Source organism: Streptomyces sp. NPDC031132, from assembly GCF_055570595.1.
Map to the genome: position 1 here is coordinate 318,987 of NZ_JBVIGX010000001.1, position 15,648 is coordinate 334,634.

Here is a 15,648-nt window from a genome sequence, read left to right on the forward strand (position 1 = left end):
AAGCGGTTTCAGGCGGAGCCGTTTCCGTAACCGCAGCTAGAACCGAGGAGCGCAGCACGCATGACGGTGGACGTCCCCCAGCTGGTGGCCCAGGCGCGTGAGGGCAGGCCGAGGGCGGTGGCCCGGCTGATCTCGCTGGTCGAGGGGGCGTCCCCGCAGCTGCGCGAGGTGATGGCGGCGCTGGCCCCGCTCACGGGCGGGGCGTACGTGGTGGGCCTGACCGGATCCCCGGGCGTCGGCAAGTCCACGTCGACCTCGGCGCTGGTCTCCGCGTACCGCAAGGCCGGCAAGCGGGTCGGCGTCCTCGCCGTCGACCCGTCCTCGCCGTTCTCCGGCGGTGCGCTGCTCGGCGACCGGGTCCGGATGTCGGACCACGCCTCCGACCCGGGGGTCTACATCCGCTCCATGGCCACCCGCGGCCACCTGGGGGGCCTCGCCTGGTCCGCCCCGCAGGCGATCCGGGTGCTGGACGCGGCCGGCTGCGAGGTGATCCTGGTCGAGACGGTCGGGGTCGGGCAGTCCGAGGTGGAGATCGCCTCGCAGGCCGACACCTCGGTGGTGCTGCTGGCCCCCGGGATGGGCGACGGGATCCAGGCCGCGAAGGCGGGCATCCTGGAGATCGGCGACGTGTACGTGGTGAACAAGGCGGACCGGGACGGCGCGGACGCGACCGCCCGGGAGCTGAACCACATGCTGGGCCTGGGCGAGGCGCGGGGCCGGGACGACTGGCGGCCGCCGATCGTGAAAACGGTCGCGGCGCGCGGCCAGGGCATCGACGAGCTGGTCGAGGCCCTGGAGAAGCACCGGGCGTGGATGGACGAGCGCGGGGTGCTGGCCGAGCGCCGTACGGCCCGGGCCGCGCGTGAGGTGGAGACCATCGCGGTGACGTCCCTGCGGGCCCGGATGGCCGACGTGCACGGGGACGCCCACCTCGACGCGCTGGCGGCCCGGGTGGCGGCCGGCGAGCTGGACCCGTACGCGGCCGCGGACACGCTCCTGGCGACGCTGACGGAGGCCTGAGCGGCCGTACCGGCCCACGTACCGGCCTGCGGGCCCACGTACCGGCCTGCGCCCGCCTCCGTACGGCGTACGCACGCGAGAGCCGCGCCCCGTTCTTCCGGGGCGCGGCTCTCGTACGTCTGCGGGGCGGACCGGTCAGGCGTTGGGACGCTTGCCGTGGTTCGCCTTCTTCTTCTTGCGTGCTCGCTTCTTGTTGCCGCGCTTGGCCATGACGCCACTCCCTCGAAGATCGGGGTAATCCGGGCGCTCGCCAGTCTAGGGGCGCCCGATCCGGTCCGCATGGGAACCCGCGGACCGGCGCGTGTCAGTCGTCGTCGTTGTCGTCGCCGTCCGAGTCCGATCCGGACACCGTCGCCTTGCCCGTCGTGGCGTCGACGTGGACGTGGGTGGTCTTGTCGCCGGACTTGACCTCGACGTTCCAGTAGCGGGAGCCGTTGTCGTCATCGTCGTCCCATTCCACGGACCAGACCTGGCCGGCATGGGCGGCGACAGCCGCCTTCATCGCCTTCTGGGCGGTGACTTTTGCGGCGAGCAGCTCCTTGTTCCCGCCGTCGTCGTCGCTGTCGTCGTCCGCGTTCTCGGTGAACACGTTGCCGCTGCGGGAGTCGACCGTCAGTTCCGCGTGCTTGCCGTCCTTGCCGATGACGTCGACGTGCCAGACGGCGCCGTCCTTGTCGAGGGACTGCACGACACCCGGGTACTTCTTCAGCGCGGCGGCCGCGGCCCCCTCGGCGTCCACGTCGGCCCGCGCCGAAGCCGACGCGGGGGCGGTTCTCGCCGCGTCGGCCGTGTGTGCGGCGGCGGCCGCCACCGGGCCGCCGAACGCCAGGACCACGGCCGCGGCCGACGCGACGTACACCTTGTGCTTGCTGTGCATGGCTGACCTCCTCGGGCCGGCCATGCGCTTACGGTTGCTCGGCGGGCGGCCGGCGAGCGAGCGTTATCACCCATTCTCCGGGCTGCCGCCGGGGACGGCACCCCGGATGGGCGCCGTCCGGGCCGCCGTCCGGCCGGTGTCAGGCCTTGCCGCGCTGGTCGCGCAGGTGGCTCGCCACCGGCTCCAGCGAGGCGCGCAGCGCCGCCAGGGCCTCCGGCGGCAGCAGGTCGATGAAGTGCCGGCGGACGGACGCCACGTGGTGCGGGGCGACCTTCCGCATGAGCTCCATGCCCTCGTCCGTGAGCACGGCGTACAGCCCCCGGCGGTCGGACTCGCAGTTCACGCGGACGACCAGGCCGGCCGTCTCCATACGGGTGATCTGGTGGGACAGCCGGCTCTTGGACTGCAGCGTCGACGTGGCGAGATCGCTCATCCGCATCCGGTGGTCCTCGGACTCCGAGAGGTTCACGAGGATCTCGTAGTCGTTGTTGGTGAGTCCGAAGGGCTGGAGATCCTTTTCCAGCTGGTGCATCAGCAGTCTGCTGACGTCCAGATGGGTGCGCCAGGTGCACTGCTCGGCGTCGGTCAGCCAGCGCGTGGCCGTCTCGGTCTCCATGGTCTCCATGAATGAACTCTACCTAAGAAGTTGAATTACGTACAAAAAAGGGAAAGCTGAAGATCACAGTCCGAGGCGCCGCTGGATGTCACCCAGCTGTCCCGGCATCCGCGGTACGCCCAGCTGCCCCAGCGGGCCCTGCTGACCGTGCCCGCCGCCGTACCCGGCCCCGGGCACGCCCGCCGATTCCGCGCCGGCACCGACCGCTCCGACGGCCTTCTCCGCCATCAGCATCTCCGACGACTGCAGCAGCACCGTCCCGGCCCCGACGAACTCGAACTGGTGCTCCTCGCCGGAGCTGCCGCCGATACCGGTCAGCGAGCGCAGCCCGCCGATGACCCCGGACATGTAGCCGTGGTCGTAGTGGTGGCAGGGGGACGGGCAGTCCGCCCAGCCCACCAGCGCCTGCGGGTCCACGCGCAGCGGCGGCTCCATGAACACCACCGGCCCGTTGGACGCCGCCACGAACTTCCCCGTTCCGATCAGGGTCAGGAACCCCGGCACGATCGACTGCTTCAGGGCGAGCGTGGGCTGGTAGGCCAGCAGGTTGCCCGACCGGATCGTCAGGTTCCCATTGTCCAGGTCGTACGAGTTCACGTCGAAGGCCCGGTCGGCCAGCAGCATCTTGCCCTGGCCCTCGGCCACGACCCAGTCGCCGGCATGCATCGGCGAGTGGAAGCTGGTGCGCAGCAGCCGGTCGAAGCGGCCGTTGCCGACGCCGTTGAACTCCATGCGCCCGTAGTAGGCGATCATCTTGCCCTTCTGCAGGAACCACTGGCTCCCCTTGAGCTCCACGCAGAAGGTGTACGCGTTCACGTTGTCGTCGGAGGGCAGGGTGTGCGGGTCGAAGACCGTCGGGCCGCCCGGTCCGCCCATCACGGGGCCAAAGTTCACAGCTTCTCCTCGGAGGCCTGTACGTACACCGCTCCCTGGCCCGAGAGCTCCAGCTGGAACGCCTCGCCCGAGCCGCGCCCCACCATGTCGCGCCAGCCGAGCGCGGTGGAGAGCTTGTTCCTGACGTCCCCGTGGTGGGCCACGTACGCCTGCGGGTCCACGTGGACCGGCCGGTTCGGGGTGATGGGGAGTTCGATGACCCCGCCGTGGGCCATCACGGCGACCGAGCCGTGCCCCTTGAGGGTGGTGGTGAACAGGCCCTGGCCGGTCACCTGACCGCGGACCATGCCCATGACACCGCCCTGCGAGCCCATGAACATCGTGCCCTGCTGCAGGGTGCCGTCGAAGGCGAGCAGCCGGTCCGCCTCGACGTACAGGGTCTCGCCGGTCAGGCCGATCACCTGGATGTGGTGGCCGCCGTGGCCGAACATCACGGTGCCGCTGCCCTCGACCGTCATCAGTGGGGTCTGCTCGTTCGCCACCCGCCGCCCGATCATGCCCATCACCCCGCCCTGACCGCCGGTCAGGCTCGGGGTGAAGGAGACCTCGCCGCGGTACGCGAGCATCGCGCCGCGCTGGCTGTACATGCGCTGCCCCGGGATCACCTGGGCCTCGACCATCTTCGAGTTGATCTCGCGGAACGGCATCAGATGTCGCCCCCGATGGTGTTGCGCTCGCTGGGCTGCACGTAGACCAGGCCCTCGCCCTCGAAGCGGATCTGGAACGACTCGCCGGAGCCCTCGCCGATCAGCGTCCGGAAGTTCACCCCGGACTGGAAGGACTGCTGGAGGTTGCCGGTGTGCGCGATGTACGCCCCCGGGTCGACGGAGAGCGGGTACTGGCCGCTGACGCGCAGCACGACCGCCGGGCCGTCGGACATGATCGCCGCCTGGCCGGAGCCCTCGACGGTCGTCGTGAACAGGCCGTTGCCCGTCGCCCCGCCGCGCAGCCCGGTGAAGGTCGTGCCGGTGCGCAGCCCCGCGTCGGTGCACAGCAGGTTGCTGGACTCGACGTAGAGCTTCTCGCCGCGCAGGTTCACCAGGTTGATCTCGCTCGCGCGGTCGGCGAAGAAGCAGGTGCCGTGCCCCTGCACTTCCATCACGGTCATCTGCTCACCCGTCAGTCGACGGGTCACCATGCCCCGGAGGCCTTCGCCACCGCCGGTCATCTTCTTGAAGGCCATCTGGCCGTCGTACGCAACCATGGAGCCGTTTTTCGCTTTCACGGCATCCCCGGTCAGGTCGACGGCGAGCACCTTGCTGCCTTGGAGTCGGAACTGAGCCACGGGATGACGTTATCGGCAGCGGGCGAAGGCGAACAGGGCCCCGTGGCCTATATCCGGCGACTGCGGCATCTCGCACACTCGCGGCGCACCCGCGGCGGGCCCGTCGCCCCCTGCGGACCCCCGGTCAAGATCCCGCAAAGCGGCTGAGACACTGGGACGGACCCCAGGCCACCACCCCGAAGGCTCACCGTGGACATCAAGACCGCTTCCGCCCTGCACCGGCTGCGCCTCGTCTCCGTACCGGAGGCGCTGTCGTTCCCGGCCCTGCTGATCTTCGGCTCGCTGCTGAGCCGGATCTCCGACATCGACTACCTGATGATGCCGCTCGGTGGCCTGCACGGGATCCTGTTCCTCATCTACCTGGTCTTCCTGGCCGACGTCTGGAACAAGGCGAAGTGGCCGGCCAAGAAGGCCGCCTTGTTCTTCCTGCTCGCGCTGGTGCCCTTCGGCGGCCTGTACGGCGACAAGCTGCTCAAGCGCGAGGAGGCCGACAGCGTGCTCGCGGCCCGTGCCCGGCGCGAGGCGGCGAACGCCGCATGATCGTCGCGTTCTCGGTGACCCCGCTGGGGGTCGGCGAAGAGGTCGGCGAGTACGTGGCCGATGCGGTGCGCGTCGTACGGGAGTCGGGTCTGCCGAACCGCACGGACGCGATGTTCACCTCGGTCGAAGGTGAGTGGGACGAGGTGATGGACGTGGTCAAGCGCGCGGTGGCGGCCGTGGAGGAGCGGGCGCCGCGGGTGTCGCTGGTCCTGAAGGCCGACATCCGTCCCGGGGTGGTGGACGGGCTGACGTCGAAGGTGGAGACGGTGGAGCGCCACCTGGCGTAACCCTTTCGGTCGAGTCCAGTTCGACATGCTCATGGTTTGTCACCTTTTGTGGTGAGGGAGACCCTGGGCTTCGAGCACTGGAGGGGCCGTGCGGCCGGAAGGCTTCGACTACGAGACCCACAGCCGCCTCGCCGGCCCGTTCGCGGAGCCGGACCGCACCGCCTACCGGGTGGGCTACCGCTCCCTCCTCTCGCGCGAGGAGCTCCGCACCCGAATACGCGCCGTCCTCCTCATGGCGCTGGCCCCCCTCGCCGCGGCCGGACTGCTGCTCTACCTCGTCTGGCCCACGCACCGGACCGTCCGGGAGGGCGGGGAGCGCTGGCTGGTCCGGTGCGACGCCGCGATGCTCGTGTGCATCGCCTTGATCATGCTGTTCATGCTGGTCAACGTCGTGTCGGTGGCCCACGCCACGCTGGTCGCCCGCGACCCGGTCCCCGTGCCGCCCGAACCCGGCACCAGGGTCGCGTTCCTGACGACGTTCGTCCCCGGCAAAGAGCCGCTCACCATGGTGCGGGGCACCCTCCTGGGGGCGGCCGCCCTCCGTCACGACGGTCCGCTCGACGTGTGGCTGCTGGACGAGGGGGACGACCCCGAGGCCCGGGCCCTGTGCGCGGAGCTCGGCGTACGGCACTTCACCCGAAAGGGCATACCCGGCTGGAACACCCGCGAGGGCCCCCACCGGGAGCGGACCAAGCACGGCAACTACAACGCCTGGCTCGTCGCACACGGCGACGACTACGAGTTCTTCGCCTCCGTCGACACCGACCACGTCCCGCTGCCGAACTTCCTGGAACGGATGCTCGGCTTCTTCCGCGACCCGGACATCGCCTTCGTCGTCGGCCCGCAGGTGTACGGCAACTACACCTCCTCCGTCACCAAGGCCGCCGAGTCCCAGCAGTACCTCTTCCACGCCCTGATCCAGCGCGCGGGCAACCGCTACGGCGCCCCCATGTTCGTCGGCACCAACAACGCCGTGCGGATCAGCGCCCTCAAGCAGGTCGGCGGGCTCTACGACTCCCTCACGGAGGACATGGCCACCGGCTTCGAGCTGCACCGCCGGCGCAACCCCGGCACCGGGCGGTTCTGGAGGTCCGTCTACACCCCCGACGTGCTCGCCGTCGGCGAGGGGCCGGCCTCGTGGACCGACTTCTTCACGCAGCAGCTGCGCTGGTCGAGGGGTACGTACGAGACCCTCTTCCGGCAGTACTGGAAAGGCTTCTTCCGGATGCCCCCGGGGCGCCGGCTCCACTACACCCTGATGCTCGTCTACTACCCGATGACGGCCTTCAACTGGCTGCTCGGCGTCCTCAGCTGCGTCCTGTTCCTGTGGCTGGGCGCCTCCGGCACCCAGGTCTCCTCCGAGGTGTGGCTCATGCTCTACACCGACGCGGCCGCACTCCAGGTGGGCCTGTACCTGTGGAACCGCCGCCACAACGTCTCGCCCCACGAGCCCGCGGGCTCCGGCGGCCTGGCCGGCATGGCGATGTCCGCGATCTGCGCGCCCGTCTACCTCATGTCCCTCGGCTCGGCCCTGCTGCGCACCCGGGGCGGGTTCGTCGTCACCCCCAAGGGCGGTGACGCCAGCCCCGACCGGCTCGTGACCTTCCGGATCCACCTCTTCTGGGCCGCCGTCCTGGCCCTGTCCCTCGCCGCCTCCGTCCGCCTCGGCCACACGCACGCGGCGATGCGCACCTGGGCGGTGCTCGCCCTGCTCGTCGCGCTCGCGCCGGTCGCCGTGTGGGGCTGGACCCTGCTGCGCGAGCGCCGGGCCCCGGCCCGGGCGGCAGCCCTCGACCTCGGGCTCGGCCCCGGGCCGGGAGAGGAGCCCGAGCCGGCGTTCGCCACACCGACGGGAGGGAACTGAGCCATGGCGTACCGGCCTTCGAAGCAGTTCAAGAACACCGTTCTGGGCACCGGGGCCGTGGTGGTGCTGGCCGCGCTCAACGCGCCCGCCGCGCTCAGCTTCGCGCAGGAGCGCTACCACGCGTACAAGACCGGCCAGTCCAGCTACAAGATCCAGTACGGCTCGTGGGGGCAGGTCCGGCTCCCCGAGGAGTACCGGATCAACGCCATGCACGCGGCCCTGCTGCACACGGGCAAGGTGCTGCTGATCGCAGGCTCCGGCAACAGCCAGAAGAAGTTCGACCAGGGCACCTTCGACACCGTCCTGTGGGACCCGGAGGACGACAGCTTCAGGAAGATCCCCACGCCGGAGGACTTCTTCTGCTCGGGCCACAGCCAACTGCCCGACGGACGGCTGCTGGTGGCGGGCGGGACCGCCCGGTACGAGGTCCTCGACGGCAAGGTCACCCGCGCGGGCGGCGGCATGCGGGTCAAGAACGAGAGCCCCGACAAGGTGGCCCGGCTGAAGAAGGGCACCCGGTTCCGGTCCCCGTCCGGGGTGGAGTACGTGTCGAAGTTCGACGTCACCGTGCCGAAGGCCAAGCGGGAGTTCGAGATCACGTACGGGCGCGCCGGGCACGTGAAGCCCTGGCGGACCAAGGTGGTCGCCGCGGAGGCACGGGTCTTCGTCGAGGCGGTGAGGGCGGGCGCCGAGGGACTGACGACCGAGGCCGCGCAGTACCGCGTCGTCGGGCTCGAGGGGAAGGACGCCGACAACGTCTACGGGCTCGCGGAGCGGCTGAGCGTCGAGAAGCAGGACTTCCAGGGCATCAAGTCGGCGTACGAGTTCGACCCGAAGGCGGAGAAGTACGTCCCGGTCGACCCGATGAAGGACGCCCGCTGGTACCCGACGCTGGTGGCGCTGCAGGACGGGCGGGTGCTCGCGGTCTCCGGACTCAACGACGTGGGGGACGTGCTCCCCGGCGACAACGAGTACTACGACCCGAAGACGCAGCAGTGGACCCGGGGCCCCTTCCGCTACTTCCCGACGTACCCCGCGCTCTTCCTCATACAGGGCGGCAAGCTGCTCTACACCGGGTCCAACGCCGGCTACGGCCCGAAGGACAAGGGGCGCGAGCCCGGTGTGTGGGACCTGAAGACCAACAAGTTCACCGAGGTCAAGGGTCTGGCGGACCCGGACCAGCTGGAGACCTCGTCCTCGGTCCTGCTCGCGCCGGCCCAGGACCAGAGGGTGATGGTGCTGGGCGGCGGCGGGGTCGGCGAGTCGAAGCTGTCCTCGAGCCGGACCGCGATCGTGGACCTGAGGGAGGACGACCCGGTCTTCCGCTCCTCCGCGCGGCTGCCGCAGGGCACCCGGTACCTGAGCAGCGTGCTGCTGCCGGACGACTCCGTGTTCACCACCGGCGGCTCCCGCGACTACCGGGGTCGCAGTGCCAGCGACATCCACAAGGCGCAGTTCTACTACCCGCGCACCGACTCCTTCGTGGCCGCCGCCGATCCGTCGGTGGGCCGCAACTACCACTCCGAGGCGCTGCTGCTGCCCGACGGGCGGGTCGCGACCTTCGGATCCGACCCGCTCTTCGCGGACAAGGACAACACCCGCCTCGGGAAGTTCGAGCACCGGCTGGAGGTGTACTCGCCGCCGTACCTGTACCGGGACCCGGCGCGGCGACCGGCCCTGGGGGCCGGGCCCGCCGAGGTCGGCCGGGACGGGCGGGCCACCTTCGAGGCGGCGCACCCGGAGCGGATCCGGCGGGCCCGGCTGATGCGGCCGAGCGCGGTCACGCACACCACGGACGTGGAGCAGCGGTCGATCGAGCTCGGGCTGACCAAGGCGGCCGGCTCGGTGACGGTCGAGGTGCCGAACGACCCGACGCTGGTGCCGCCGGGCTGGTACATGCTGTTCGTGACGGACGCGGACGGGACGCCTTCGGTGGCGAAGTGGCTCCGGGTGCGGGCGCAGAAGCCGGTGCCGGATGCGGCGCAGGAGCAGGCGCAGGAGCCGGAGGAGTAGCCCCCGGCTCCTACTCCTTGCTGCGGCCGGCCAGGCCGAGCGCGTAGTCCGCCCACCACTTGCCGGCCCCCGGGCCGCCGCGGCACGGTCCGTCGGACTCGCCGGGCCGCTTGATCCAGAGGTACGCGTCGACGAGCGGGTCGCCCGTCCGGTCGGTCGGCGGGACGCCGAGGGCGCGGCCCGGCGGATTGCACCAGCCCTCGCGGCCGTCGCCCGGGAGCGGGCCCGCGCCGTTGCGGCTGGTGTCGATGACGAAGTGCTTGCCGTGGGCGGCCCGGGAGATGCGGGCGCCGTAGTCCCGGCCGGCCGCGTCGGGCTGGAAGTTGGAGACGTTGAGCGAGAAGCCGTCGGCCTGGTCGAGCCCGGCCTCGTGGAGGGGTTCGACCAGTTTCATCGGGTCCGGGATCCAGGCCGGATTGCCGGCGTCCAGGTAGACCTTGGTGTTCCGGTTCTTCTTCAGCCGGGTGACGGCCTCGGCGAGGAGCCGCAGGCGCTCGTCGTGGTGGTCGGCCCGGGTGCAGCCGTCCACGATGTGTGGGACGGCGTCCGGTTCCAGGACGACCACGGCCTTGGCGTCGCCGATGCCGTCGGCGAAGGCGCCGATCCACTTGCGGTAGGCGGGGGCGTTCTTCGCCCCGCCGGCGGAGTGCTGGCCGCAGTCGCGGTACGGGATGTTGTACGCGGTGAGCACCAGGACCCGGCCCTCCGCCCCGGCGCTCTTCGCGGCCCGGCGGATCTCGGGGCCGGGGTCGTCGCCGGGTCCCCACAGGGCCATGGGCCGTTCCGAGATCCGCCGCAGCACCTGGGCGTCGCTGTTGCGTCCCTGGGCCTCCCAGGCGGCGACCTGCCGGGCGGCGTCGCTCTGCGGGTCCACCCAGAACGGGGATGCGGCGGGCTCGGCCTGGTCAGGTGCCTCCGGCGGAGCCTGCGCGGGGGCGGATTCCGGACTGCCGCAGGCGGGGGCCGCGGCGAGCAGCAGCGCGAGGCCGAGTGCGGCGGTGAGGGGTCTGCGGCGTGGGCGGGGACGTGTGCGGGATCGGGCGCGGCCTGGCATCCGGTTCCTCGGGACGAAGGGTCGGTTCGCGGAATCAAGGACCGGCATATCGTGACATGACGGGCGGTGAGCCCTGCCCCGCGACACCGCAGGTGCCGCCGCCTGGAGCACCGGAACCCGACTACGCCGGCGGGGCGCCCGTGGTCAGGGCGATGCCGAGCGGGGTGCGCTCGTACAGGATCCGGTGGCCGTGGCGGGCCGAGATCAGCAGGCCCGCCCCGTGCAGGGCCTTCAGGTGCGCCGAGACCGTGGCCGGTGCCAGGCCGAGCCGGCGGGCCAGCGCCGTCGTGGAGGCCGGTTCGTCCAGTGCGCACAGCACGTCCGCCCGGCCCCGGCCCAGCAGTCGGGCCAGCGCCTGCGGGGTGGGGCCCGGCGACGCCGTCCACAGCGCGCCGATACCGCGCGCCGGGTAGACCAGCGTCGGCTGCCAGGGCGGGTCGTACCCCCCGACCACTTCCGGCCACATGAATGCGCTCGGCATGAGGAGCAGGCCCTGCCCGTCCAGGGAGCGGTCGTGGTGGGTCGGGCGGTCGATGGTGAGCGTGCCGTCCGACCACCGCAGGTCCGGGTGGAGGCCGTCGAACAGCGCCTCCAGCCCGCCCGCCGCCAGCCGCCGCGTGTGGAACAGGATGTCCGCCTCCAGCAACTCCCGCAGCCGCGGCCAGTGCGGGGCGATCAGCGCGGCCCACGCCTGCTCGTACAGGTCGGCCAACTCGTGCACGGCCCGGGCCGGATCCGCGAGCATCCGCCGCCCGAGGCCGCTCTCGGCGGCGCCCGGCGTACAGACGAGGGCGCGCCGCAGGTCCTCGCGCAGGGCCTCCGGATCGGCGGCCGAGGACCGTACGCGGGCCAGCTCCTCCTCGAACGTGACGGAGGGGCCGAGCGGGGGCGGGCTCAGGAAGTCGGGGTTGTGGCCGGTGCGCGGCATCAGCAGCCACAGCGGCCTCAGGTCCAGGCCGTCGGCGGCCGCGCGGATCTGCCGCAGCCAGGGCAGGTGGTACGCCTGCCGGGCGGGCGTCATGAGGGTCCGGACCGCCTCCTGGGTCTCCCAGCGGGGCGAGATCGAGAACCGGCAGCGGAGGAGGTCTCCGGGGCCGAAGCGGAAATGGAACGCCATGCCTCTCCCTCCGGGGTGGTCTGCGGGTTCCGCTGCGCGGAGCCTTCTCCCCGCCCCGCCCTTTCTTCGTGTCCCGGGGCACGGCCCCGGACCCCGCGCGCGGGTGCGGCGCCGTTGTGGGGCGCTGCCCCCGAGCCCCCGCGCCTCAAACGCCGGCGGGGCTGGATGGTGCCGGGGCTCGGGCGGGTCAGTGATTCGTTCCAGGGCGAATCGCTGTCGCGTACCCACCGTAGCCCCGCAGGGTCGCTGCATGTCCACCGCCAACGAGGCCTCCGCCGGCCCGTCCGCCCCGCCCACCCCGACCGGCGGCTACCGGTCCGTTTTCCGGGTGCGGGAGTTCCGGCCCGTCTTCGCCGCACACCTGATGTCCGTCCTCGGAATCGTCGTCGCCGAGATCGCCCTGACCGTCCTCGTCTTCCGCACCACCGGCTCGCCCCTGATGAGCGCGCTCACCTTCGCCCTCGGCTTCCTCCCGTACGCCCTCGGCGGCACCCTCCTCGCCGGGATCGCCGACCGCCTGCCCGCCCGCCGGGTCCTCGTCGGGTGCGACCTCGTCTGCGCCGCCTGCGCGGCGGCCATGGTCCTGCCCGGCACCCCCGTCGCGGGGCTCCTCGTCCTGCGCTGCGCCACGGCCTTCGTCGCCCCGCTGTTCCAGGGCACGCGCAACGCCTCCCTCGCCGACATCCTCGGCCCCGGCGACGCCTTCGTCCTCGGCCGCTCGCTGATGCGCATGGTGGCCCAGAGCGCCCAGCTCATCGGTTTCGGCCTCGGCGGGCTGCTGCTCACCGTCCTCGCCCCGCGCGCCGCCATCGCGCTGACCGCCGCCGGGTTCCTGTGCTCGGCCCTGTTGCTGCGCTTCGGCACCCGGGCCCGGCCGGCCCGCGCCGGCGCCGACCGCACCTCGCCGCTCGCCGGGCTGCGCGCCGTCCTCGGCGACCGCCGACTGAGGGCGCTCACCCTGCTGTTCTGGCTGCCGCCCGTCTTCGTCATCGCCCCCGAGGCGCTGCTCGTCCCGTACGCCGACGGCATCGGCGCCGGCACCGCCGCGCTGGGAGTGATGATGTGCGCCCTGCCCGTCGGCACCATCGCGGGTGAACTGTGGGCCGGCTCGGCGCTCGGCCCCGGCACCCGCTCCCGGCTCGTGGCCCCGCTCGCGGCCGCCGGCATGCTGCCGCTGCTCGTGTACGCCGTCCGGCCCGGGGTGGTGACCGTACTCGCCGCACTGCTGCTCGCCGGTCTGGCGGACGCGTACACCCTCGGCCTCGACCAGTGGTACGTCGAGGCCGTCCCGGACGAGCTGCGCGGCCGAGCGATGACCCTGCTCAGCACCGGCCTGATGACCCTCCAGGGCGTCGGCATGGCCCTGGCCGGGCTGGCCGCCGAGTTCCTGCCGGTGCACGTGGTCGTCACCGGCGCCGCGGTGCTCGGCACGGCGGTGGTCCTGGTCCTCCTCGCCGAACTGCGGTCGGCGAACCGGCGGGAGGGCGGACCGAAGAATGAGACGGGGCCCACGGCCAAATGACCGCCCGGTAGGGTCGGGTACGTGTCCAAGCCGCTCAGCCTCCCCTTCGACCCCATCGCCCGCGCCGACGAACTGTGGCAGCGTCGCTGGGGGCCGGTGCCCTCGATGGCCGCGATCACCTCGATCATGCGCGCGCACCAGATCCTGCTCGGCGAGGTCGACGCGGTGGTCAAGCCGTACGGGCTGACCTTCGCGCGCTACGAGGCGCTGGTCCTGCTCACCTTCTCCAAAGCCGGCGAGCTGCCGATGTCGAAGATCGGCGAGCGGCTGATGGTCCACCCGACGTCGGTGACGAACACGGTGGACCGACTGGTGCGTTCCGGGCTGGTGGCCAAGCGGCCGAACCCGAACGACGGCCGCGGCACGCTCGCCTCCATCACGGACAAGGGCCGCGAGGTCGTCGAGGCGGCGACGAAGGACCTGATGGCGGTCGACTTCGGGCTGCGCGCGTACGACGCCGAGGAGTGCCAGGAGATCTTCGCGCTCCTGCGCCCGCTGAGGATCGCCGCCGCGGACTTCGAGGAGCAGTAGCCGACCTCACCGGGCCCCCGTCAAGATCGAGCAAAACGGACGGTTAGGCTCATCGGCATGAAGAAAAGCGTGCTGACCCGCTACCGGGTCATGGCCTACCTGACCGCGGTCATGCTGTTGATCCTCTGCACCTGCATGGTTTTCAAGTACGGCTTCGACACCGGCGCCGACCTGACCCTCGCGGTCTCGCAGGTGCACGGCGTGCTGTTCATGATCTACCTGGTGTTCGCGTTCGACCTGGGCTCCAAGGCCCGCTGGCCGTTCCCGAAGCTGCTCTGGGTGCTGGTCTCCGGCACGATCCCGCTGGCCGCCTTCTTCGTCGAGCGCAAGGTCCGCGCCGAGGTCGAGCCGCTGGTCGAGGGCGGCCTGGCCACCGCCAAGGCCTGACCCCTCCGCCCTCCCGGGGCACCCCCTTCCGAAGCCCGTCGCAGTAGCGGCGGGCTTCGTCGCGTTCGGAAAGCGCCCGGCTGGACTGCTTCGGCCAGGACCGGATCCGGCCAGGCGGAAGGCATGCGTCCGCCCCCGACCGACGGCGAAGATCTTCACATCGGCAGCGAAGAGCGGCCGAGGAACCGGGACCGGCGCCACCGCGGGGCGCCCCCTGGTCCGTGGTCCCGGGGCACGTCTGCCCGGGCCGCTCCGGGCTCCGTCGAGTCCACTGCTTCGCCTTCCCACACTCGTGCTCAACCTTCGGGGGTTCCTCATGCCTGCTTTCGGGCGCCTGGCCGCACTGACGGCCGCCGCGGCGGTCGGTTCATCCGTCATCGTCTTCGCCGGCACGACGTCCGCCACCGCGGCCAGCGTCGCCACCTGGGACAAGGTCGCCCAGTGCGAGAGCTCGGGGAACTGGGCCATCAACACGGGCAACGGCTACTACGGCGGGCTGCAGTTCTCCCTCTCCACCTGGCGGGCGTACGGAGGTTCGCAGTACGCCTCCTACCCGCACCAGGCCACGAAGAAGGAGCAGATCCTCACCGCGGAGAAGGTGCTGGCCGGTCAGGGCCCGGGGGCCTGGCCCAGCTGCGGCCGCTCGTCCGGGCTCGGCAGTGACCACGCCAACCCCTACCCCGACGCGCCGAAGCCGGAGACGCCCGCCGCGTCCTGGAAGACGCAGGTGCTGGTCGAATCCGGTGGCGGGCTGTTCCACGCGACGCGGTTCGACAACGGCACGTGGACGCGGTTCGGCAACGTCTTCGGCGAGGCGAGCGTACCGGGCGGGGTGCGGTCGGTCTCCGAGGCGGGCATCAACGGTGACACCCACGTCCTGGCCGTCGGCAACGACGGGAAGGTCCTCCACGGCGTCCGGTCCGCCGACCGGAACTGGACCGCCTTCGGCGACGTCAACGCGGCGGCGGGCGCGCTGACGAACGTCACGCAGGTGACCTCTGCGTCGATCGGCGCCGATCTGCACGTGGCCGTGGTGGCGGACGGCTCGGTCTACCACACGGTCCGGTATGCGAACGGTACGTGGGCGCCGTTCGGGAAGGTCGCACAGGCAGGCGGCGGCGCGGTCACGAAGGTGGCGATCGCCCGTACCGGCAACGAGCTCCAGGTCGTGGCCCTGGCCGACGGGGTGCTCCAGCACACGGTCCGCAGGGCGGACGGCAGCTGGGCGGCGTGGGGCAACGCCTCGGCCGAGTCGGGTGCCGCGGCGGCCGGGATCACCTCGATCGACGACGTGGCGGTGGCCGGCACGGGTGCCGGTGACCTGCAGCTGGTGGTGACGGCGAACGGCGGGACCAAGCAGTTCCACGGTGCCCGCTACGGCAACGGCACCTGGATCGGCTTCAACAGCCTGAGCTCCGTCTTCTCCGGTGTCACCGTCACCGACGTCGCCGCTGCAGCCGTCGACAACGAGATGCAGGCGGGATTCGTGACGACCGACGGCCGCGTCCTGCACACGATCCGCCACACCGACGGCACGTGGACGGCGGCGGGCTCCGTGGACCTGGCCGGCGTCAGCGGCGACCACACCGGCATCGCCATCACCGGCACCTTCAACTGACCGGCTCGCACACCACATTCGGG

The 15,648-nt window shown here is 71.7% G+C and carries 17 protein-coding genes; 9 read left to right on the forward strand and 8 right to left on the reverse strand.

Features of this window, described 5'->3' with window-relative positions; genetic code table 11:
* Positions 1 to 60 precede the first annotated feature (60 nt).
* Positions 61 to 1,020 carry a methylmalonyl Co-A mutase-associated GTPase MeaB gene (meaB, locus tag ACZ49B_RS01475; protein WP_468299342.1) on the forward strand — a complete coding sequence of 320 codons (960 nt, stop codon included), beginning with the start codon at positions 61 to 63 and terminating at the stop codon, positions 1,018 to 1,020.
* Between the two features lie 135 nt (positions 1,021 to 1,155).
* Here meaB and ACZ49B_RS01480 read toward each other — a convergent pair whose 3' ends face one another.
* From ACZ49B_RS01480 to ACZ49B_RS01505, 6 genes are all read right to left on the reverse strand, one after another.
* On the reverse strand, positions 1,156 to 1,230 hold the full coding sequence (locus ACZ49B_RS01480) for a 50S ribosomal protein bL37 (RefSeq protein ID WP_099895366.1): 75 nt from the start codon (positions 1,228 to 1,230) through the stop codon (positions 1,156 to 1,158).
* Between the two features lie 94 nt (positions 1,231 to 1,324).
* On the reverse strand, positions 1,325 to 1,897 hold the full coding sequence (locus ACZ49B_RS01485; RefSeq protein WP_468299344.1) for a PepSY domain-containing protein: 573 nt from the start codon (positions 1,895 to 1,897) through the stop codon (positions 1,325 to 1,327).
* 139 nt (positions 1,898 to 2,036) lie between these two features.
* Positions 2,037 to 2,513, reverse strand: coding sequence for a MarR family winged helix-turn-helix transcriptional regulator (locus ACZ49B_RS01490; protein WP_266633215.1), 477 nt, complete (start codon positions 2,511 to 2,513; stop codon positions 2,037 to 2,039).
* Positions 2,514 to 2,576: 63 nt separating this feature from the next.
* Positions 2,577 to 3,389, reverse strand: a complete 813-nt coding sequence (locus ACZ49B_RS01495; RefSeq protein ID WP_468299847.1) for an AIM24 family protein — start codon at positions 3,387 to 3,389, stop codon at positions 2,577 to 2,579.
* Between the two features lie 14 nt (positions 3,390 to 3,403).
* Positions 3,404 to 4,054 carry an AIM24 family protein gene (locus ACZ49B_RS01500; RefSeq protein WP_030295230.1) on the reverse strand — a complete coding sequence of 217 codons (651 nt, stop codon included), beginning with the start codon at positions 4,052 to 4,054 and terminating at the stop codon, positions 3,404 to 3,406.
* On the reverse strand, positions 4,054 to 4,692 hold the full coding sequence (locus ACZ49B_RS01505) for an AIM24 family protein (RefSeq protein ID WP_468299346.1): 639 nt from the start codon (positions 4,690 to 4,692) through the stop codon (positions 4,054 to 4,056). The genes ACZ49B_RS01500 and ACZ49B_RS01505 overlap by 1 nt, the downstream gene beginning before the upstream one ends.
* Before the next feature lie 189 nt (positions 4,693 to 4,881).
* Here ACZ49B_RS01505 and ACZ49B_RS01510 point away from each other — a divergent pair, with 189 nt between their 5' ends.
* The 4 genes from ACZ49B_RS01510 to glxA all read left to right on the forward strand — a co-directional run bounded on the left by ACZ49B_RS01510 (position 4,882) and on the right by glxA (position 9,396).
* Complete coding sequence (locus ACZ49B_RS01510) at positions 4,882 to 5,232, forward strand: DUF3817 domain-containing protein (protein WP_468299348.1); 351 nt, start codon at positions 4,882 to 4,884, stop codon at positions 5,230 to 5,232.
* Entirely contained in the window at positions 5,229 to 5,519 is a 291-nt protein-coding gene (locus ACZ49B_RS01515) for an MTH1187 family thiamine-binding protein (protein WP_030153812.1), read from the forward strand. Before ACZ49B_RS01510 ends, ACZ49B_RS01515 begins: the two co-directional genes overlap by 4 nt.
* An 88-nt stretch (positions 5,520 to 5,607) precedes the next feature.
* The gene (locus ACZ49B_RS01520; protein WP_468299350.1) at positions 5,608 to 7,383 is read left to right on the forward strand and encodes a glycosyltransferase family 2 protein; all 1,776 of its coding nucleotides are present in this window, start codon (positions 5,608 to 5,610) and stop codon (positions 7,381 to 7,383) included.
* A gap of 3 nt (positions 7,384 to 7,386) precedes the next feature.
* Positions 7,387 to 9,396 carry a radical copper oxidase GlxA gene (gene glxA, locus ACZ49B_RS01525; RefSeq protein ID WP_468299352.1) on the forward strand — a complete coding sequence of 670 codons (2,010 nt, stop codon included), beginning with the start codon at positions 7,387 to 7,389 and terminating at the stop codon, positions 9,394 to 9,396.
* Between the two features lie 10 nt (positions 9,397 to 9,406).
* Here glxA and ACZ49B_RS01530 read toward each other — a convergent pair whose 3' ends face one another.
* Entirely contained in the window at positions 9,407 to 10,450 is a 1,044-nt protein-coding gene (locus ACZ49B_RS01530) for a glycoside hydrolase family 6 protein (protein WP_468299354.1), read from the reverse strand.
* 121 nt (positions 10,451 to 10,571) lie between these two features.
* Positions 10,572 to 11,567, reverse strand: coding sequence for an ArsR/SmtB family transcription factor (locus ACZ49B_RS01535; protein ID WP_468299356.1), 996 nt, complete (start codon positions 11,565 to 11,567; stop codon positions 10,572 to 10,574).
* A gap of 250 nt (positions 11,568 to 11,817) precedes the next feature.
* Here ACZ49B_RS01535 and ACZ49B_RS01540 point away from each other — a divergent pair, with 250 nt between their 5' ends.
* The 4 genes from ACZ49B_RS01540 (at position 11,818) to ACZ49B_RS01555 (ending at position 15,625) form a co-directional block, all read left to right on the forward strand.
* The gene (locus ACZ49B_RS01540) at positions 11,818 to 13,089 is read left to right on the forward strand and encodes an MFS transporter (protein ID WP_468299358.1); all 1,272 of its coding nucleotides are present in this window, start codon (positions 11,818 to 11,820) and stop codon (positions 13,087 to 13,089) included.
* Between the two features lie 21 nt (positions 13,090 to 13,110).
* Complete coding sequence (locus ACZ49B_RS01545) at positions 13,111 to 13,620, forward strand: MarR family winged helix-turn-helix transcriptional regulator (protein ID WP_383504246.1); 510 nt, start codon at positions 13,111 to 13,113, stop codon at positions 13,618 to 13,620.
* 57 nt (positions 13,621 to 13,677) lie between these two features.
* Entirely contained in the window at positions 13,678 to 14,007 is a 330-nt protein-coding gene (locus ACZ49B_RS01550) for a DUF3817 domain-containing protein (RefSeq protein ID WP_468299361.1), read from the forward strand.
* Between the two features lie 316 nt (positions 14,008 to 14,323).
* Complete coding sequence (locus tag ACZ49B_RS01555; RefSeq protein ID WP_468299363.1) at positions 14,324 to 15,625, forward strand: transglycosylase family protein; 1,302 nt, start codon at positions 14,324 to 14,326, stop codon at positions 15,623 to 15,625.
* Positions 15,626 to 15,648: the final 23 nt, after the last annotated feature.